The 18,487-nt window shown below is 62.4% G+C and carries 14 protein-coding genes and 3 pseudogenes; 7 read left to right on the top strand and 10 right to left on the bottom strand.

The genetic code is table 11. The features are described from left to right. The first annotated feature begins 696 nt into the window (after nt 1-696). The gene (locus tag ABOC21_RS16930; RefSeq protein WP_426815385.1) at nt 697-1,419 is read left to right on the top strand and encodes an ABC transporter ATP-binding protein; all 723 of its coding nucleotides are present in this window, start codon (nt 697-699) and stop codon (nt 1,417-1,419) included. Here ABOC21_RS16930 and bioD read toward each other — a convergent pair. The 4 genes and pseudogenes from bioD to bioB form a co-directional block, all read right to left on the bottom strand. Further along, the gene (gene bioD / locus ABOC21_RS16935) at nt 1,361-2,083 is read right to left on the bottom strand and encodes a dethiobiotin synthase (RefSeq protein WP_426815386.1); all 723 of its coding nucleotides are present in this window, start codon (nt 2,081-2,083) and stop codon (nt 1,361-1,363) included. The two genes, ABOC21_RS16930 and bioD, sit on opposite strands and share 59 nt — an antisense overlap. Next, nucleotides 2,076-2,831, bottom strand: a complete 756-nt coding sequence (gene bioC / locus ABOC21_RS16940) for a malonyl-ACP O-methyltransferase BioC (RefSeq protein ID WP_426815387.1) — start codon at nt 2,829-2,831, stop codon at nt 2,076-2,078. Before bioC ends, bioD begins: the two co-directional genes overlap by 8 nt. Next, nucleotides 2,815-3,974, bottom strand: a pseudogene (gene bioF / locus ABOC21_RS16945) (8-amino-7-oxononanoate synthase). The gene bioC and the pseudogene bioF overlap by 17 nt, the downstream one beginning before the upstream one ends. Further along, a complete protein-coding gene (bioB, locus tag ABOC21_RS16950) occupies nt 3,971-5,011 on the bottom strand; it encodes a biotin synthase BioB (protein ID WP_426815388.1) in 1,041 nt (346 codons plus the stop codon). The pseudogene bioF and the gene bioB overlap by 4 nt, the downstream one beginning before the upstream one ends. An 85-nt stretch (nt 5,012-5,096) precedes the next feature. Here bioB and bioA point away from each other — a divergent pair, with 85 nt between their 5' ends. Both bioA and ABOC21_RS16960 read left to right on the top strand, forming a co-directional pair. Next, the gene (gene bioA, locus ABOC21_RS16955) at nt 5,097-6,386 is read left to right on the top strand and encodes an adenosylmethionine--8-amino-7-oxononanoate transaminase (RefSeq protein WP_426815517.1); all 1,290 of its coding nucleotides are present in this window, start codon (nt 5,097-5,099) and stop codon (nt 6,384-6,386) included. Between the two features lie 69 nt (nt 6,387-6,455). Further along, nucleotides 6,456-6,932 (top strand): kinase inhibitor, encoded by a 477-nt coding sequence (locus tag ABOC21_RS16960; protein WP_426815389.1) that lies wholly within the window; start codon nt 6,456-6,458, stop codon nt 6,930-6,932. Nucleotides 6,933-6,969: 37 nt separating this feature from the next. On the opposite strand, the gene ABOC21_RS16965 is transcribed toward ABOC21_RS16960, so the two are convergent. The 6 genes and pseudogenes from ABOC21_RS16965 to hutI all read right to left on the bottom strand — a co-directional run bounded on the left by ABOC21_RS16965 (nt 6,970) and on the right by hutI (nt 14,816). Next, nucleotides 6,970-8,358 carry an amino acid permease gene (locus ABOC21_RS16965; protein ID WP_426815390.1) on the bottom strand — a complete coding sequence of 463 codons (1,389 nt, stop codon included), beginning with the start codon at nt 8,356-8,358 and terminating at the stop codon, nt 6,970-6,972. Nucleotides 8,359-8,458: 100 nt separating this feature from the next. Next, nucleotides 8,459-9,991: a histidine ammonia-lyase gene (gene hutH / locus ABOC21_RS16970; protein ID WP_426815391.1), complete on the bottom strand. Its 1,533-nt coding sequence runs from the start codon at nt 9,989-9,991 to the stop codon at nt 8,459-8,461. A 1-nt stretch (nt 9,992) separates the two neighbouring features. Then, nucleotides 9,993-11,678, bottom strand: coding sequence for a urocanate hydratase (gene hutU, locus ABOC21_RS16975; RefSeq protein WP_426815392.1), 1,686 nt, complete (start codon nt 11,676-11,678; stop codon nt 9,993-9,995). Between the two features lie 142 nt (nt 11,679-11,820). After that, nucleotides 11,821-12,546, bottom strand: coding sequence for a histidine utilization repressor (locus tag ABOC21_RS16980; protein ID WP_426815393.1), 726 nt, complete (start codon nt 12,544-12,546; stop codon nt 11,821-11,823). 56 nt (nt 12,547-12,602) lie between these two features. Next, nucleotides 12,603-13,559, bottom strand: coding sequence for a formimidoylglutamase (gene hutG / locus ABOC21_RS16985; RefSeq protein ID WP_426815394.1), 957 nt, complete (start codon nt 13,557-13,559; stop codon nt 12,603-12,605). After that, nucleotides 13,556-14,816 (bottom strand): annotated as a pseudogene (gene hutI / locus ABOC21_RS16990) (imidazolonepropionase). The gene hutG and the pseudogene hutI overlap by 4 nt, the downstream one beginning before the upstream one ends. 275 nt (nt 14,817-15,091) lie before the next feature. On the opposite strand from hutI, the gene ABOC21_RS16995 reads away from it, so the two are divergent. The 4 genes and pseudogenes from ABOC21_RS16995 (at nt 15,092) to ABOC21_RS17010 (ending at nt 18,446) form a co-directional block, all read left to right on the top strand. Then, a complete protein-coding gene (locus ABOC21_RS16995) occupies nt 15,092-16,375 on the top strand; it encodes a putative acyl-CoA thioester hydrolase (RefSeq protein WP_426815395.1) in 1,284 nt (427 codons plus the stop codon). A 222-nt stretch (nt 16,376-16,597) separates the two neighbouring features. Then, nucleotides 16,598-17,107, top strand: coding sequence for a tetratricopeptide repeat protein (locus ABOC21_RS17000; protein WP_426815518.1), 510 nt, complete (start codon nt 16,598-16,600; stop codon nt 17,105-17,107). Next, nucleotides 17,070-17,645, top strand: coding sequence for an RNA polymerase sigma factor (locus ABOC21_RS17005; protein ID WP_426815519.1), 576 nt, complete (start codon nt 17,070-17,072; stop codon nt 17,643-17,645). Before ABOC21_RS17000 ends, ABOC21_RS17005 begins: the two co-directional genes overlap by 38 nt. Then, nucleotides 17,642-18,446 (top strand): annotated as a pseudogene (locus ABOC21_RS17010) (anti-sigma factor family protein). Before ABOC21_RS17005 ends, ABOC21_RS17010 begins: the two are co-directional and overlap by 4 nt. Nucleotides 18,447-18,487: the final 41 nt, after the last annotated feature.

The following is an 18,487-nucleotide window of genomic DNA, read 5'->3' on the forward strand; positions in this document are numbered from 1 at the left end:
GGCAGGTGTTTAATTCTACTCGCCGCCGCCGCTTTTGCCAATAAATAACACTGGATATAAAACCAGTATCGTATTATTGTTTGCCCTGTAAACCCCGCGCTATGCGGCTACATTTGGGCAAAAAAAGAGCGTCTTGTGGAATAATCCGCCACTGAGTAAGGTTATCCCCAGAAAATTTTGTCATTTAACATTTGTCAAGCAAGGCGATGAATCTTTTATGGCAGCAGGTGACACTTTCCTTACAGCCATTGATTTTATTCAACCAATTGATATTAAATAGAATTTAATAAAAGACGGGTTTCGCGCCAATTCCGCCGCAGGCCGCGTAATCTCTAGCTTACCGCAAGTTCTCTAACTCTAATACACAAGGTTATCCACAGGAATAGTGGATAACTCGCTGCAGGCCATGACCTCTGCCACCCGGCCGAAATTGTCCGCCGACCAAAAACGCGCGGCTAAAAAATATTATTGAATTATTTTTGATGTTTATCAGCTAAAGACGGCCGCCTTTTTGCTGCTTTCTGCACCACGTTTCACGCCGCTTAGCACCGGGAGAGTGCAGCCGCTTCGCCGATCCCTGCGCGGGGCTGCAGGCGAGACCTGTGCTGGCAGAAAAATGCCGTCACTTCTTTTTCCTGGCAAGAGATTTGCAGAATGTTTGTCCCGCTCGTCGTCGCCAAAAAGGAGAAAACGTCTATGTTGAGTCTACGCGCCGTCAATCAGTACTATGGAAGCCAGCACACGCTGTGGAACGTCGATCTTGAGCTCAGGCCAGGAGAGTGCACCTGCGTGATGGGAAGCCAGGGCATGGGGAAAACCACGCTGGTCAACTGCATTACCGGAAATCTCCCGGTCGCCAGCGGCAGCATCACCTGGCAGGAGCGCGGGGCGCCGCCCTGCGACCTGATGCCGCTCTCCGCTCATTCACGCAGCATCATCGGTATCGGCTACGTGCCGCAGGACCGGCGCATCTTTACCCAGCTCAGCGTAGAAGAGAATCTGCATGTTGCGCTGGCGGCAGGCGGCACGCCCGGCGCCGTGGTGAGCAGCGAGATTTACGATCTGTTTCCGCAGCTCTACGCCCTTCGCCAGAGCAAGGGCGCCGCGCTTATGGAAGACGACAGGTATCAGCTGGCGCTGGCGAGAGCGCTGATCGTCCGACCGCGTCTGCTGATACTCGACGAGCCGTCGCGCGGCAGCGGACAGCACTTTATGCATAAGCTGGGGGATCTGCTGGTACGCCTGAACCGGGATATCGGCTTAACGGTGCTGCTCGCCGAGCAGCACCTGCCGTTTATTCGCCGGGTGGCCGACCGCTTCTGCCTGCTGCACCGCGGGCGCAGCGTGGCGCAGGGCGACGTTATGGAACTGGATGAACCGCTACTGGCGAAGTGGATGACGCCCGATCCAGCGCGCTAAGATCGAGATACCGGCCGAGATCCTCCCGCGGTGACGCCTCCTCCAGCCACGGGATCTCGCCCAGCATGGGTGCGGGCAGCAGCCGTTTGAGGGTCGCGAGGTATTCGCGGTGGCGCTTCCCCGGCGGCTGGACGTCGTTGGCAATCCAGCCCGCCAGCGGCAGCCCTGCCTGGCGCACCGCCTGAGCCGTCAGCAGGGCGTGATTAATGCAGCCCAGCTTTATCCCCACCACCAGAATCACCGGCAGCCGCTCCTCCTGCACCCAGTCGGCAAAGCTCAGGGTTTCAGACAGCGGCGTAAACCAGCCCCCCGCGCCCTCCACCAGCAGCCAGTCAGCCTGCTTCTCCAGCTCGCGCAGCCCGGCGGAGAGGGCCGCGACGGTGATGGGACGCCCCTCATCGGCGCTGATAATATGCGGCGAAGTGGGTTCAGCAAAGGCGAACGGGTTAACCTGCTCATAGCTCAGCGCCACGCGGCTGTGGCGCTGCAGGGCCAGCGCGTCGTCGTTGCGCAGGCCCTGCTCCGTGAGTTCGCTGCCGGAGGCCACCGGCTTATAGCCGGCGCTTTTCCGGCCCCGCAGGTTCGCCGCCTGCAGCAGGGCGCAGCTGCTCACCGTTTTACCGACTTCAGTATCCGTTCCGGTGACAAAATAACGTTCAATCACGCTCAATGACTCCTGTAAAAAGATGGTACGTCAGCGGGCACTGCCCGTGCCGTTTGGGCCATGCCAGCTGAAGCTGGCGCAGCTTGCCGCGGCTAAGGGGCGCCGCGCTGCGCCCCTCGTGTAAATGGGTGGCGCCGATGCCCTTCAGCGAACGCATCGCGCTCAGGGCGTCGGTAAACGGCAGGGTCACGGCATGAACCTGCGCCTCGGCCCGCCGGCCACCCAGCGCGCTACGTACCGCCTGCTCGCTGAGGAAACGATTGGCGTGCGGATGCCGGTCAATCGTCGCCCAGGCCTGGTTGAGCTCGGGGAGCGAGCCGGCCAGCAGGGTGCTGAAGGCCACCCGCCCGCCGGGACGCGCGACCCGATACAGCTCGGCAAGCGCGGCGCTGAGGTCGTCGCACCACTGCACGGCCAAATTACTCCACGCCAGGTCCACGCAGGCCTCCGGCAGCGGCAGGGATTCAATATCGCCCTCCACGTAGCCGTGCGCGGCCTGCTGACGCCGGGCCTCCGCCAGCATCTCGACGGAGATATCCAGCGCGGTGACGCGGCTGCCCGCCTCGCGCCAGAAGCGGCTCATGCCGCCGGGGCCGCAGCCCGCATCCAGCACCTCGGCAAAGCGCTGGCCGTTAAGCTGCCCCAGCAGCAGCTCGGCGCTGCGCCGCTGTAGCTCATCGTGCTGCGTATAGCCGCTCGCCGCCCGACCGAAGGCGGCGGCCACCGCGCGTTTATTCACCGCCGTCATGCAGCACCTCCAGCAGGCGATCGATATCCGCGGGCTCATGCGCCGCGCTCAGGGTCAGCCGCAGCCGGGCGCTGCCGACCGGCACCGTCGGCGGGCGGATCGCCGTCGCCCAGCAGCCCTGCTCGCGCAGGCGGGCCGCCAGGCGCAGGGCGCGCGTATTCTCTCCCACGATCAGCGGCTGAATGGCGCCGATCGATTCGGTGAGCTGCCCGGGATAGTCGCGCATCCCGGCACGGAACTGCGCAATGCGGCAGGCCAGCGCCTCCCGCCGCTGCTGGCCCTCATCGCCGCGGATAATCCGCAGCGCGGCGCTGAGCGCAACGGCCTGGGCCGGCGGCATGGCGGTGCTGTAAATCAGGTGGCGGGCAAACTGCAGCAGGTAGTCCGCCAGCGCGTCGCTGCACAATACCGCCGCGCCGCTAACGCCAAAGGCCTTACCGAAGGTCACCACCAGCAGCTCGGGATGGACGTTTTGCGCATAGCAGCTGCCGCGCCCTTCGTCGCCCAGCACCCCAATACCGTGGGCATCATCGACCAGCAGCCAGCCGCCGGTTTCAGCGGTGACCTGCTGGATCGGGCCGAGGGGCGCGCTATCGCCATCCATGCTGAATACGCCTTCGGTGATCGCCAGCAGACTGGCCCGCCAGCGGCTTCTCCAGCAGCGTTTTCAGTCTGCTGAACGTCGTTATGCTGGAAGCGCCGCAGCTGCGCCGGGCTGAGGCTGGCGGCCTCCAGCAGCGAGGCGTGGCTCAGGCGGTCCGCTACCGCGCGATCGTCCTTGCCGAGCAGGGCGGCAATCAGCGCCTGATTAGCGGCAAAGCCGGAGATAAACAGCAGCGCGCGCGGATAGCCCAGCCAGTCGGCCAGCGCCTCCTCCAGCTGGCGATGCGCGTCGCTGTAGCCGCTGACGTGGCCGGAGCCGCCGGAGCCGACGCCGTAGCGTTCGGCGCCCTGCTGCCAGCCGGCGATAATCTGCGGATGCTGGCTCAGGCCGAGATAATCGTTGCTGGAAAAGTTGAGCCAGCGCTGCCCCTCGCGGATCAGCCAGCGCCCGGCGCCCTGCGCTACCGGCTGGCGAGAGCGAAAGGCATCCGCCTGCCGCCGTGCGCTCAGCGCCTGCTCGATGCGTTGCTGCCAGCTCATAGCACCGCCGCGTTGTAATATTCCTCGGTATCCGGGTTATTCAGCGCGTGCTCCAGGCGCCGCTGCTGCTCGTTATCGCCTTCCAGCACCGCCGTCTGCTGCGGATTCAGCCCCAGCTTGCGGAACAGCTGCAGGTCCTTATCCTCTTCCGGGTTCGGCGTCGTCAGCAGCTTGCAGCCGTAGAAAATGGAGTTGGCCCCGGCCATAAAGCACATCGCCTGGGTCTGTTCGTTCATCTGCTCGCGGCCGGCGGAGAGTCGCACGTAGGAGGTTGGCATCATGATCCGCGCCACCGCGATGGTGCGGATAAACTCAAACGCGTCGACGTCGTCGTTGTCCGCCAGCGGCGTGCCCTTCACCTTCACCAGCATGTTGATGGGCACGCTTTCCGGCGGCGTCGGCAGGTTGGCCAGCTGCAGCAGCAGTCCGGCGCGATCTTTTACCGTTTCGCCCAGCCCGACAATCCCGCCGGAGCACACTTTAATGCCGGCGCCGCGCACTTTGCCAAGGGTATCGAGGCGCTCCTGGTAGGTACGGGTAGTGATGATATTGCCGTAGAACTCCGGGGAGGTATCGAGGTTGTGGTTGTAATAGTCGAGGCCGGCGCCGGCAAGGCGCTGCGCCTGGCTATCGGTAAGGGTGCCGAGGGTCATACAGGACTCCAGCCCCAGCGCCTTCACCCCTTTGACCATCTGCTCCAGATAGGGCATATCGCGGTCGTTCGGGTTCTTCCACGCCGCGCCCATGCAGAAACGGGTCGAACCGGCGTTTTTGGCCTGCCGCGCCGACTCCAGCACCTGTTCAACTTCCATCAGGCGCTCGGACTCCAGACCGGTTTTATAGCGCGCGCTTTGCGGGCAGTATTTGCAGTCTTCCGGGCAGGCGCCGGTCTTAATCGACAGCAGCGTGCTGACCTGAACCTGGCGCGGATCAAAATGCTGGCGATGGATCTGCTGGGCTTCAAACAGCAGATCCAGCAGTGGTCTATTAAATAACTCAGTAACTTGCGACATTGTCCAGCGTGCGTGGTGAGCCATTGGCTTCTCCAAAAGGTTTTGTTAACTGTCGGTTCGGTTTATACTCGTAAACCTAAATGTTTTCAAAATGGTTTACAAGTCGCTTATAAAAATGGACGATCTCGCCTTCGACCGGCGCCACATCTGGCACCCCTATACCTCCATGACCTCCCCCCTGCCGGTTTACCCGGTAGTAGCCGCTCACGGCTGCGAGCTTTCTCTGGCCGGCGGCGAACGGCTGATTGACGGCATGTCGTCATGGTGGGCGGCGATCCACGGCTACAACCACCCGCGGCTGAATGCGGCGATGAAAGCGCAGATCGACGAGATGTCGCACGTGATGTTTGGCGGCATAACCCACCCGTCGGCGGTGGCGCTGTGCCGCCAGCTGGTGGCGATGACGCCGGAATCGCTGGAGTGCGTGTTCCTCGCCGACTCGGGGTCCGTGGCGGTCGAAGTGGCGATGAAAATGGCTCTGCAGTACTGGCAGGCAAAGGGCGAACCGCGCCGACGTTTTCTCACCTTCCGCAACGGCTATCACGGCGACACCTTCGGCGCGATGTCGGTGTGCGACCCGGACAACTCCATGCACAGCCTGTGGCAGGGCTATCTGCCGGACAACCTCTTCGCGCCGGCGCCGCAAAGCCGCTTTGACGGCGAGTGGGACGAACTGGACATGGTGCCCTTTGCGCGCCTGATGGCCGCCCATCGCCATGAAATTGCCGCGGTGATCCTCGAGCCTATCGTGCAGGGCGCCGGCGGGATGCGGATGTACCATCCGGAGTGGTTAAGGCGCATCCGTAAGATGTGCGATCGCGAAGGTATCCTGCTGATTGCCGATGAGATTGCCACCGGCTTTGGCCGTACCGGTAAGCTGTTCGCCTGCGATCACGCGGGCATTGCGGCGGATATACTGTGCCTCGGCAAAGCGCTGACCGGTGGGACCATGACGCTCTCCGCGACGCTGACGACCCGTTGTGTCGCGGAAACCATCAGCAACGGCGAGGCCGGCTGCTTTATGCACGGCCCAACCTTTATGGGCAACCCGCTGGCCTGCGCGGTGGCCGCAGAGAGCCTGAATCTGCTGGCAGGCGGCGAGTGGCAGTCCCAGGTTGCCGCCATAGAAGCGCAGCTGAAAGCCGAGCTGGCTCCCGCCCGCGACTCCGCGCTGGTGGCCGACGTGCGCGTGCTCGGGGCGATTGGCGTGGTGGAAACCCGCCGGCCGGTGAATATGGCCGCCCTGCAGCGCTTTTTCGTCGAGCAAGGGGTGTGGGTGCGCCCGTTCGGCAAGCTTATCTACCTGATGCCGCCATATATCATTAGCGCCGAACAGCTGACGCATCTGACCCGGGCGGTTAACGCGGCGGTGCTGGAAGAAACATTTTTTCGCGATTAAGAGACGGTAATGCCGCGCCTCACGCGCTACACTTCTTTGCGAATCAGTAGATTAACTTGAGGAGAGACGATGAAACTCATTAGCCATGATTTGCAGGATGGGGAAAAGCTGCCCAATCGTCATGTATTCAACGGCATGGGCTACGCGGGGGACAATATTTCACCGCATCTGGCGTGGGATGATGTTCCGGCGGGCAGCAAAAGCTTTGTGGTGACCTGTTACGACCCGGACGCGCCGACCGGCTCCGGCTGGTGGCACTGGATCGTGGCGAACCTCCCGGCCGATACGCGCGTGCTGCCCCAGGGCGCCGGTTCCGGACTCGCGGCGCTGCCGGAAGAGGCGGTTCAGACCCGGACCGATTTCGGCCACGCGGGTTACGGCGGCGCGGCGCCGCCGCAGGGTGAAAGCCATCGCTACATCTTTACGGTGCACGCGCTGGACGTCGACAAAATTGAGGTTGATGAAGGCGCAAGCGGGGCGATGGTCGGTTTTAACGTCCATTTCCACAGCCTCGGCAGCGCCTCAATCACCGCCCTGTTTAGCTAACCGCCGCGCTCCCCGGGCCAGCCCCGGGGAGCGCGGATTACTGCTCCGTCACCGCGACAACCGCGCTTTTACGTACCCGCGCATACCACACCGCGGTCAGCAGGCCCAGCCAGACCAGGCCGGCGATCAGCGCAATACGCGTCTCTTCGACCATCCCCAGCACCGCAATCACCAGCCCCATAAACAGCAGGGTCAGCAGCGGCGCCAGCGGCCAGAACGGCACCGGGAACTCGATATTACGCCGCTCTTGCGCCGACAGGCCGCGGCGCATCGCAAAGTGGGCCAGCAGGATCATCAGCCAGACCCATACCGTGGCAAACGCCGCCAGCGAGGCGATCAGCACGAAGATCTGCTCCGGCATCAGGTAGTTCAGCACCACCGCGACCAGCAGCGCCACGCCCATCACCACTACCGTCATCCACGGCACGCCGTTGCTGGCGATGCGCTGGAAGCTTTTCGGCGCCATCCCCTCTTTCGCCATGCCGTACATCATGCGCCCCGCGCCGAAGATATCGCTGTTGATAGCCGAAATGCTGGCGCTAATGACGATAATATTGAGGATCGTCGCCGCCGCCGGAATCCCCAGCCCGCTGAAGATCAGCACGAACGGGCTGCCCTTCTCGCCAAAGCTGTTCCACGGGAAAATAGCCATCAGGATCGCCAGCGTGCAGACGTAGAACAGCACGATGCGCAGCGGGATGGTATTGATTGCCTGCGGAATAACCTTTTTCGGGTTCTGCGCCTCCGCGGCGGTAACGCCGATAATCTCCACGCCGCCGAAGGCAAACATCACGATCCCCAGCGAAGCGATAATCCCCTGCCAGCCGTTGGGCGCAAAGCCGCCGTGGCTCCACAGGTTTTCCAGCCCCGTCGCCGGGAACGCGTGGCCGAAGCCAAAGAAGATGATGCCGCAGCCGGCCGCGATCATCGCAATAATGGCCACCACCTTAATCAGCGAGAGCCAAAACTCCATCTCGCCAAAAATTCGCACGTGGCACAGATTCATCGCGCCGATGAAAAAGATAATGCTCAGCACCCAGATCCAGCGCGGCACGTCGGGATACCACAGCCCCATATAAATCCCAAACGCGGTCACGTCGGCGAGGGCTACAATCACCATTTCGAAGGTGTAGGTCCAGCCGGTGATAAACCCGGCCAGCGGGCCGAGATACTCCCGCGCGTAGCTGCCGAAGGAGCCGGAGATGGGGTTGCGCACCGCCATTTCTCCCAGCGCGCGCATCACGATAAAGACCGCCGCGCCGCCGATGAGATAGGCCAGCAGCACCGCAGGACCGGCGGCCTTGATGGCGGCGGCCGAGCCGTAGAACAGCCCGGTGCCGATGGCGGAACCGAGCGCGATAAAGCGAATATGGCGAGCGTTCAGCCCGCGCAGCAGATGTGGCTTTTGTGGCGATGGTTGTTGCATATGCAAGTGTCCTGATAATTTTTATACGACGACAAATATGCGTGTAGGACGGCCGGGGGGAAGATATCCCCCCGACGCGGGTACAGAGAACAGCGAATGGTTAGTTGCGATCGGGCAGTACGGCAGGCAGCAGTCGCGTCAGGTGACGCTCAGCCAAAAGCGCAATAGCGTTATCAATATCCGGCGCGAAGAAGCGGTCTTCGGTGTAGTGCGGCACGCGTTCGCGCAGCAGATGACGCGCCTTTTCCAGCAGCGGGCTGCTGGTCAGCCCCTCGCGCATATCCAGCCCCTGGACGGCGGCCAGCCACTCGACGGCCAGCACGCCGCGGGTGTTTTCCGCCATCGCCCACAGGCGGCGGCCGGCGGCCGGCGCCATCGAGACGTGATCCTCCTGGTTTGCGGAAGTCGGCAGGCTGTCAACGCTATGCGGGTGCGACAGCGCTTTGTTCTCGCTGGCTAACGCCGCCGCGGTCACCTGGGCAATCATAAAGCCGGAGTTGACGCCGCCGTTTTTCACGAGGAACGGCGGCAGCTGCGACATATGGCTGTCCATCATCAGCGCGATGCGGCGCTCCGACAGCGAGCCGATTTCGGCTATTGCCAGGGCGATGTTATCCGCCGCCATCGCCACCGGTTCGGCGTGGAAGTTGCCGCCGGAAATCACCTCATTCTCGCTGGCGAACACCAGCGGGTTATCGGAGACCGCGTTGGCCTCAACCAATAACACTTCCGCCGCCTGGCGGATCTGCGTCAGGCAGGCGCCCATCACCTGCGGCTGACAGCGCAGAGAGTACGGGTCCTGCACCTTGGCGCAGCCGTGATGCGACTGAGAAATCGCGCTATCGTCGGTCAGCACGTGGCGATAGAGCGCGGCGGCGTCAATCTGCCCGCGCTGGCCGCGAGCCTCGTGGATGCGCGAGTCAAACGGACGACGCGAGCCCAGCGCCGCTTCGGTGGTTAGCGCACCGCACACCACCGCGGAGGCAAACAGATCTTCGGCTTCAAACAGGCCGCGCAGCGCGAACGCCGTCGAGGCCTGGGTGCCGTTAAGCAGCGCCAGCCCCTCTTTCGCCGCCAGGGTAATCGGCTTGAGGCCGGCTTTTTCCAGCGCCTGCGCTGCCGGCATCCACTCCCCCTGCCAGCGGGCTTTCCCTTCCCCCAGCAGCGTCAGCGACATATGCGCCAGCGGCGCCAGGTCGCCCGACGCCCCCACCGAGCCTTTCGCCGGGATCCACGGCGTAACGCCTTTGTTCACCAGCTCCGTCAGCGCCTGAATCACGCTCAGACGAATGCCGGAGAAGCCGCGAGAGAGACTGTTAATCTTCAGCACCATAATCAGGCGCGCCATGGCGTCATCCAGCGGCTCGCCGATACCGGCGGCATGGGACAGCACCAGCGAACGCTGGAGGTTTTCCAGATCTTCGGTCGAGATGCGGGTTTGCGCCAGCAGGCCAAAACCGGTGTTAATGCCGTAGGCGGTGCGCCCTTCCGCGAGGATCGCGTTGACGCAGGCCACGCTCTCGTCAATCGCCGCAAAGGCGCGCTCATCGAGCGCGACGTTTAGCGGATGGCTGTAAATATCGCGCAGCTGCGTCAGGCTCAGCTGGCCGGGGATAAGCGTTAACGTTTTCATTTCAGCGTTGCTCCTGCGTTGCTGCTACCATAGGAAGATTCAGGCCTTGTTCCGCCGCGCATTCGATCGCAATCTCATAGCCCGCATCCGCATGACGCATTACGCCGGTTGCCGGATCGTTATGCAGAACCCGCGCGATGCGCGCCGCCGCTTCGTCGGTTCCGTCGCAGACGATAACCATCCCGGAGTGCTGGGAGAAGCCCATACCTACGCCGCCGCCGTGGTGCAGCGAAACCCAGGTCGCGCCGCTGGCCGTATTCAGCAAGGCGTTGAGCAGCGGCCAGTCGGACACCGCGTCCGAACCATCGCGCATCGATTCGGTTTCGCGGTTCGGGCTGGCAACCGACCCGGAGTCAAGGTGGTCGCGGCCGATAACGATCGGCGCCGAGACTTCGCCGCTGCGCACCATTTCGTTAAAGGCCAGCCCCAGCTTCTGCCGCCACTCGAGACCAACCCAGCAGATACGCGCCGGCAGGCCCTGGAAGCTGATGCGCTCGCGCGCCATATCCAGCCAGTGGTGCAGATGCTTGTCGTCTTTGACGATCTCTTTCACTTTGGCATCGGTCTTATAAATATCCTGCGGGTCGCCGGAGAGCGCCACCCAGCGGAACGGGCCGATACCGCGGCAGAACAGCGGGCGAATATAGGCGGGAACAAAGCCCGGGAAATCGAACGCCTTATCGACGCCCATCTCCTGCGCCATCTGGCGAATGTTGTTACCGTAGTCGAAGGTCGGGATGCCCATCTCATGGAAGGCCAGCATGGCCTGAACGTGGTCGGCCATCGAGCGTTTGGCTGCCTGAATGGTGCCCTGCGGGTCGGAGACCGCTTTTTCCTGATACTCTTCCCAGCTCCAGCCTTTCGGCAGATAGCCGTGCAGCGGGTCGTGGGCGCTGGTCTGGTCGGTGACCATGTCCGGGCGCACGCCGCGCTTAACCATTTCCGGCACGATGTCGGCGGCGTTTGCGCATAGCGCGATGGAGACGGCGCGGCCTTCGGCGGTATATTTCTTGATGCGGGCCAGCGCGTCATCCAGCGACGTCGCCTGCTCGTCAACGTAGCGGGTACGCAGACGGAAATCGATACGGCTCTGCTGGCACTCAATGTTCAGCGAGCAGGCGCCCGCCAGGGTCGCAGCCAGCGGCTGCGCGCCGCCCATGCCGCCCAGACCGGCGGTGAGGACCCAGCGCCCTTTCAGGCTGCCCTGGTAGTGCTGGCGCCCGGCTTCGACGAAGGTTTCGTAGGTGCCCTGCACGATGCCCTGGCTACCGATGTAGATCCAGCTCCCGGCGGTCATCTGGCCGTACATCGCCAGCCCTTTGGCATCGAGTTCGTTGAAGTGCTCCCAGGTCGCCCAGTGCGGAACCAGGTTAGAGTTGGCGATCAGCACGCGGGGTGAGTTCTCATGAGTTTTAAACACCCCCACCGGCTTGCCGGATTGCACCAGCAGAGTCTCATCGCTCTCCAGATTTTTCAGCGCCTTCACGATAGCGTCATAGCATTCCCAGTTGCGCGCCGCGCGTCCGATACCGCCGTAAACCACCAGCTCATGCGGGTTCTCAGCGACGTCCGGATCGAGGTTATTCATTAACATACGCAGCGGGGCTTCGGTCAACCAGCTCTTCGCATTCAGCGTAGTGCCTCGCGGTGCACGTACGTCCTGCTGGCGGTATTTGCTTTGCGACATCGGGGTTTCTCCTGACTATTAACGTTGTTTACGTAAATACATATACTTGTCTATACAACTATGCGCAAGCCAGGATTTAACAGAAATAATACAATTTTGTTATATTGCGTCAGCAATCACGCTTTTGCCGACGCGCGGAGGGTCAGGAGGCGAAATGCCCCTGCAGGCGATAGCGGCTGCCGGGAAACAGCAGGCGGGCGTGGGAAACAATATGCGTCGTCGACCAGGTGCGGCGGCGAATCATCAGGCAGGGATCGTGGGCATGAATGTGCAGCAGCTCGCACTCCTGCGCGCTCGCCTGCACCGCTTCGACAATATGCTCCCCCTCGGTTAGCGGGGCAATCAGCGACAGGTAGTCGTGCGGCGTGGTGGCGGTATAGTCCTGGCGCAAGTAGTCCGGCACCACGGTGGCGTTGACGCAGCGGTCCTCAATCTGCACCGGCACGTCGTTTTCAAAATGCACCATCAGGGAGTGAAATATCCGCGTGCCTTCGGCGACGTTGAGCGCCGCCGCCTGGATCAGGTCGGCCCGGGTCTCTTCCAGCAGCAGCACCTCACAGCGGTGCTGGTGGTGGCGGGAGACGATTTCATCGGCGATGCTGCGGACCTCAAACAGCGCGGACTGCCCTTTTGGCTCCGCTACGAAGGTCCCCACGCCCTGCAGGCGCACCAGCAGGCCCTCATCGGTGAGCTCACGAAGCGCCCGGTTGATGGTCATCCGGCTAAACCCAAACTGCGCCACCAGCTCCGCCTCCGAAGGGATGCGATCGTGTGGGCGCCAGACGCCGCTCTGGATCTTTTCGCTGATCGCCTGCTTCACCTTTTCATAGAACGGTGCCGGCGCGGAGCGAGATTGCTGTGAAAACATAGCCTGGCTTTCCTTATTCTCAATGGGCGGCGAAACAAGCAGAATATACTGAATCGTCAGCGCCACCAATGGGCGATTTGCCATGCCAGCCGGGCCGCCGTGCGGGCGCCCTGGCTATCGATGTCAAACTGCGGATTAAACTCCACCAGATCCACCGCCTGCAGCTTGCCGCTGCGGCACAGCGGCTCGACGATGCGCAACAGCGTCGTCAGCGGCACGCCCAGCGCCGCCGGGGCCGATACCGCCGGCATTTCGCGGGCCGGCATGACGTCAAGGTCGATGGTCAGGTAGAGGCGATCGTAGAGGGCGATTTGGCGCGCGATTTCAGGCGCCACCCGTTCGTCATAGGCCTGCAGAACGTCCAGATCCTCAACGACCCGCACCTCGCGACGCGCCGCTTCATCCCACAGGGCCTGGGTATTCGCCGCCCGGCTGACGCCGATGCAGGCGTAGTGAAAACCGCGCCCCTGCGCTTCGCACTCCAGCGCCAGCTGGCGGAACGGCGTCCCCGAGCTGGCCCGTTCGGCAAAGCGTAAATCGAGATGGGCGTCGAGGTTGATAATGCCGACCTTTTCGCCGGGAAACGCGTCCAGCACGCCGGCGCCGTGGCCAAAGGCCGTTTCATGGCCGCCGCCCAGCACCAGGGTGCGTTTGCCGGCGCGCTGACAGGCGGCTACCGCCTCGCGCAGCGCCCGCTGCGCCTCCTCCAGCGCCTCGCCCGTCACGCTAATGCTGCCCATATCCACGCAGCGCTCGTGGCCGTCGTGGCTGGCCATATTCGCCAGCGCCCGCCGCAGCGTTTCAGGCCCCTTTGCCGCGCCGGTGCGTCCGAGGTTGCGCCGCACGCCTTCGTCGCAGGCGAACCCCAGCAGCGCAATCTCGCCCGGCTGCTCGTCGGGGGCAAAACGCTCCGCCCGCGCTATCGTTTGAAACAGGCGCAGCGCGTTGGCGGCTTCGCCGCTGTCGTCACGTCCTTGCCACAGCCCGGCGGGCGTCGCTTGCCACAGCTTCATTGCATTTCTCCTCGTACCACGCGATGCCAGAGCGGGCTGCGCCCCGGTTCATAAACCATTTCTACCGGATGTTCGGCGTCCCAGATGGCAAAATCGGCAACGAATCCCGCCGCCAGCTGGCCGTGGCTCGCCTGACGCCCCAGCGCCCTGGCCGCGTGGCGGGTCACGCCGGCCCACGCCTCCTCCGGCGTCAGACCGAACTTGACGCAGGCCATATTCATCGCCAGATGCAGGCTGGCGAACGGGCTGGTGCCCGGATTGTAGTCTGTCGCTACCGCCATCGGGACCCGGTACTGGCGCAGCAGGCTCTACCGGCGGCCGGCGGGTCTCGTTGAGGAAATAAAACGCCCCGGGCAGCAGCACCGCGACCGTCCCGCTGTGGCTCATTGCCGCCACGCCCTCTTCCGTCAGATATTCGATATGGTCGGCAGAGAGCCCGCGGTAGCGGCTGACCAGCTGGGCGCCGCCGAGCGATGAGAGCTGTTCGACGTGACCTTTCACCGGAATTCCGCGGGCCTGCGCAGCCTGGAACACCCGTTCGGTTTGCTGCGGGCTGAAGCCGACGTTTTCGCAGAACACGTCGACGCTTTCAAACAGCCCCTCTTCCCACAGCGTCGGCAGCAGGGTGTCGCAGACCAGGGTGATGTAGCCGTCCGGGTCATCTTTATACTCCGGCGGCGTGGCGTGGGCGGAGAGCAGCGTGGCCGACAGCTCCACCGCGTTGCTTTCGCTCAGCTTTTGCGCCACGAGCAGCATCTTGCGTTCGTTTTCCAGATCCAGCCCGTAGCCGGACTTAATTTCAACCGTGGTCACCCCTTCCCGCAGCAGGCAATCCAGGCGCTGCTGCGCCAGCGCCAGCAGCTGCGCCTCACTGCTTGCGCGAGTGGCGCGCACCGTCGAGTTAATTCCCCCGCCGTTAGCGCTAATCGTCTGGTAAGAGACGCCGTTTAGCCGCTGCTCCCACTCCTGCGCCCGGCTGCCGCCGAAGACCAGATGGGTATGACAGTCAATCAGCCCCGGCGTCAGCAGCCTGCCAGCGAGATCAATACTCCGCCCGGCGGGGGCGTCGCTGTCAGGGATCACGGCCTCAATCCGGCCGTTGCGCACCAGCAGCGCGTGGCGATCCAGCAGGCCATAAGGCCGCGAGTCGTGAGGGTTCAGCGTGGCAAGGCGGGCGTTCCGCCAGATAACGAGATCGGAAGTGGCTTCAGTCATACCGGTTAACTTGTCATGGGTTGTATAGACATTTATTTTCATTCCACCGAAAATGTCAATAAAAGCAGGGAGAATTGTTATTTTTTTGTGACTGCGAGCGGCTCCGCTTCAGGATGCAAAACAGCATAACGCTAACTTTTTAGCGCAGCGTCTTCCCGTTTTGCTCAACTTAGTATAAAAAAGCAGGTTTTAAAGAGCTTATCTATCCACGCACCCCAAATAATTCGGTCGGTATCGCGGTGGCAGGCGCACGCTGCCAGCAAAGAAGCGGCCTGAAGTATGGCGGGTATAGCTAATTGATTCTTGCCCGGAGCAACATGAACACATTCTCAGTTTCCCGACTGACGCTGGCGCTGGCCTTCGGCGTGACGTTATCCGCCTGCAGCTCAACCCCTGCCGATCAGCAACCCTCGACCCAGGCAGCGCCGGGTACCGCCTCGCGCCCGGTTTTAAGCGCCGATGAAGCGAAAAATTTCCTGCCGGAGAGCTATTTCCAGTCGCTGGATCCGAACGCCGCGGCGTGGAAGCCGACGGCTATTACCGTGCCGGCCCAGCCTGACTTCGTCGTCGGGCCTGCGGGCGCCCAGGGCGTGACCCATACCACGATTCAGGCCGCCGTCGATGCGGCAATTACCCGCCACTCCAATCGCCGTCTGTTCATTGCGATTATGCCGGGTGAATATACCGGTACCGTCTATGTTCCGGCCGCCCCCGGCGCGCTGACCCTGTACGGTACAGGCGAGAAGCCGCTGGATGTGAAAATTAGCCAGGCGATCGATTCGGAAATGGACGTCACCAGCTGGCGCCACCTGGTCAATCCGGGCGGAAAATATATGCCGGGCAAACCGGCGTGGTATATGTTCGACAACTGCCAGAGCAAGCGTGCCGCCACCGTGGGCGTGATGTGCTCGGCGGTCTTCTGGTCGCAGAATAACGGTCTGCAGCTGCAGAACCTGACCATCGCGAATAATCTCGGCGATAGCGTTGATGCCGGCACCCACCAGGCCGTTGCGCTGCGCAGCGACGGCGACCAGGTGCAGATGAACAACGTCAACATCTTAGGCCGTCAGAACACCTTCTTCGTCACCAACAGCGGCGTGCAGAACCGCCTGCAGAACGATCGCCAGACCCGTACGCTGGTCAGCAACAGCTACATTGAAGGCGACGTCGATATCGTTGCCGGCCGCGGCGCCGTGGTATTCGATAACACCGATTTCCGCGTCGTGAACTCCCGCACGCAGAAAGAGGGCTACGTCTTTGCGCCGGCGACGCTGAAGAGCGTTACCTACGGCTTCCTCGCCATCAACAGCCGCTTCACCGCTTCCGGCGACGGCTTCGCTCAGCTGGGCCGCTCTCTCGACGTTGACGGCAACACCAACGGTCAGGTGGTTATCCGCGATAGCGTGATTAACGAAGGCTTTAATGTCGCTAAGCCGTGGGCCGACGCGGCGGTCTCCAACCGCGCCTTCAGCGGCGATACCGGCGCGGTAGACGCAAAAGGCGTTGCGCAGCGTAACCTGAACGACAACGGCTTCAACCGCATGTGGGAGTACAACAACCGCGGCGTAGGAAGCTTTATCGTGGCTGAACCTAAGCAGTAACCGTCGCCACGCCAAAGGGGGGAGCCATCCCCCCTTTACTTCCCCCCGTAAAAAAAGACTCTTTGTAGGCGAATAAAAACTCCCGCTGGCGCGTTTACACGATGAAAGACCATAACGACGCTTAACCCTTGCGGTTCGGTCGTACGCCCGGCCGCTCATTCGCCCACTATGGAGACTACAATGAACGTACTTACATCCGCACTACGCCCCGCCTCGCGCCGCATGGCCGTTCCGGCGCTGCTACTTTTTTTATCCGTGCCGCCGGCTTTTGCCATGGGCGATGATAGTACCGAGAGTAAAACGCCGGACTGCCCGAGCGGGCAGGTTTACGACAGCGTCACCAAACAGTGCGTGGCGGAAAAAACCAGTAGCCTCAGCGACCAGGATAAAACCAACTACGCTTACCATCTGGCGAAAAAAGGCGAGTACCAGACGGCGCTGAACCTGCTGGATTCGTTAAAAAACGGTAATACGGCCGAGGCCTGGAACTACCGCGGCTATGCGACCCGCAAGCTCGGCCGCACGGACGAAGGTATTGGCTATTATCAGCGTTCGCTGGCGCTTGAGCCGAATTATGCCAAAGCGCGGGAGTATCTGGGTGAAGCCTGGATGATAAAAGGTCGCCCGGATCTCGCGAAGGCGCAGTTGAAGGTGATTGCCGGGATCTGCGGCCAGGGCTGCGAGGAGTATCGCGATCTGCAGGCGGCCATTAGCGGCCATCCTGAATCCTGAATATCGTCACGAGGATAAGAAAATCACAACCAGTGAAGTTCGCTTACAGCTTGCCGCACATCTGGCCCGCCTTTGGCGCTACGGGCTGGTTCTGTCGCGCAGCCGCGACGTCGCCGAGGAGCTGGTACAGTCCACCTGCGTACGTGCGCTCGAAAAGAGCGCGCAGTATACGCCGGGCACGCGCATCGACAGATGGCTGTTTTCTATTCTCCACTCAATCTGGATTTCAGAGCTGCGCGCGCGCCACGTGCGGATGGGGCAAGGATTCGTCGACAGCGAGGAGCTGGTTGCGCCGGATTCTCGTGAAATGGCGGAAGATAGCCTGCAGTACCGGCAAATTATGCGGCGCGTGGGCGCGCTGGCGGAAGCCCAGCGCAATGCCGTATTTTTGGTGTACGTCGAAGGCTTTACCTATCAGGAGGCGGCTGACACCCTGTCGGTGCCGGTCGGCACCATTATGAGCCGGCTGGCGGCGGCAAGACTGACGCTGGCAAAATCGATAGCCACCCCGCCCTCTGCGAAGGAGAAACGCTCTTGAAATCGTTAAGTTTTACCCCGCCCTATAGCGATGAGGCCATCGTTGCCTGGCTGGATGGCGAGATGAGCGACGCCGACGCCCGCAGCTTCGAGGCCGCGTTGAAGAGCGACGGGCAGCTTGCCGCCCGCACCGCCGGGCTGATGAGCAGCAATCAGAACTATCGCCAGGCCTTTGCGCCGTTACTCGATGAAGCGCCGCTGGAGCGGATGCAGGCGAGGCTGGAAGCGCAGACTGGCGGAGGCCGATGATAGCCGCGCGCCCGCGCCGCGGCCGTCGTTTAGCCGTCGCGCAATGATTGCCGCCTCGCTGAGCTTTTTGCTGATAGGTAGCGGATTAGGCTATCTGGCGCGCCCCGCGGAGCACGAGCCGGACGAAAATGAAAACATTCGCGATCTTGAGGCCCGCTACATGTCGCTCTACAGCGCCGAAACGCTGCTCGATCTCGACAGCTCGCCGCCGCTGCTGCAGCGCGGCCTGGCGCGCACCGCCGAGGATCTTGGCCTGCATCTCAATGCGCATCAGCTCAGTCTGCAGGGCGCGGAGCTTAAAATGGTCCGCATGCTGCGCTACGACAGCACCTCGATAGCGCAGATCGCCTGGATGCACGCCGAGTATGGCCCCATGGCGCTGTGCATCTCCCCGCTGCGCCAGCCGGGCAGCGCGGAGATTAGCCGCGAGCAGCGCCACGGGATGAATCTCGCCTGGTGGCGCGATCGGGGATATCAGTTCGTCTTAATTGGCCGCAACCCCGGCACCCAGCTGCAAAACAGCGCCCGCACGCTGCAGACGGCGCTATCATAAGCGCCCCGCGCAGCGCATAAAAAAACCTCGCCGCAGCGAGG

This window comes from Klebsiella sp. WOUb02 (assembly GCF_050058015.1).
Taxonomy (GTDB): domain Bacteria; phylum Pseudomonadota; class Gammaproteobacteria; order Enterobacterales; family Enterobacteriaceae; genus Klebsiella.

Excerpts from the sequence above, each read along its gene's own strand:
- ABOC21_RS16930 (WP_426815385.1), top strand. The coding sequence starts at position 697 with ATGTTGAGTCTACGCGCCGTCAATCAGTACTATGGAAGCCAGCACACG.
- bioC (WP_426815387.1), bottom strand. The coding sequence starts at position 2,831 with ATGACGGCGGTGAATAAACGCGCGGTGGCCGCCGCCTTCGGTCGGGCG.
- bioB (WP_426815388.1), bottom strand. The coding sequence starts at position 5,011 with ATGGCTCACCACGCACGCTGGACAATGTCGCAAGTTACTGAGTTATTT.
- ABOC21_RS16960 (WP_426815389.1), top strand. The coding sequence starts at position 6,456 with ATGAAACTCATTAGCCATGATTTGCAGGATGGGGAAAAGCTGCCCAAT.
- ABOC21_RS16965 (WP_426815390.1), bottom strand. The coding sequence starts at position 8,358 with ATGCAACAACCATCGCCACAAAAGCCACATCTGCTGCGCGGGCTGAAC.
- hutH (WP_426815391.1), bottom strand. The coding sequence starts at position 9,991 with ATGAAAACGTTAACGCTTATCCCCGGCCAGCTGAGCCTGACGCAGCTG.
- hutU (WP_426815392.1), bottom strand. The coding sequence starts at position 11,678 with ATGTCGCAAAGCAAATACCGCCAGCAGGACGTACGTGCACCGCGAGGC.
- ABOC21_RS16980 (WP_426815393.1), bottom strand. The coding sequence starts at position 12,546 with ATGTTTTCACAGCAATCTCGCTCCGCGCCGGCACCGTTCTATGAAAAG.
- hutG (WP_426815394.1), bottom strand. The coding sequence starts at position 13,559 with ATGAAGCTGTGGCAAGCGACGCCCGCCGGGCTGTGGCAAGGACGTGAC.
- ABOC21_RS16995 (WP_426815395.1), top strand. The coding sequence starts at position 15,092 with ATGAACACATTCTCAGTTTCCCGACTGACGCTGGCGCTGGCCTTCGGC.
- ABOC21_RS17000 (WP_426815518.1), top strand. The coding sequence starts at position 16,598 with ATGGCCGTTCCGGCGCTGCTACTTTTTTTATCCGTGCCGCCGGCTTTT.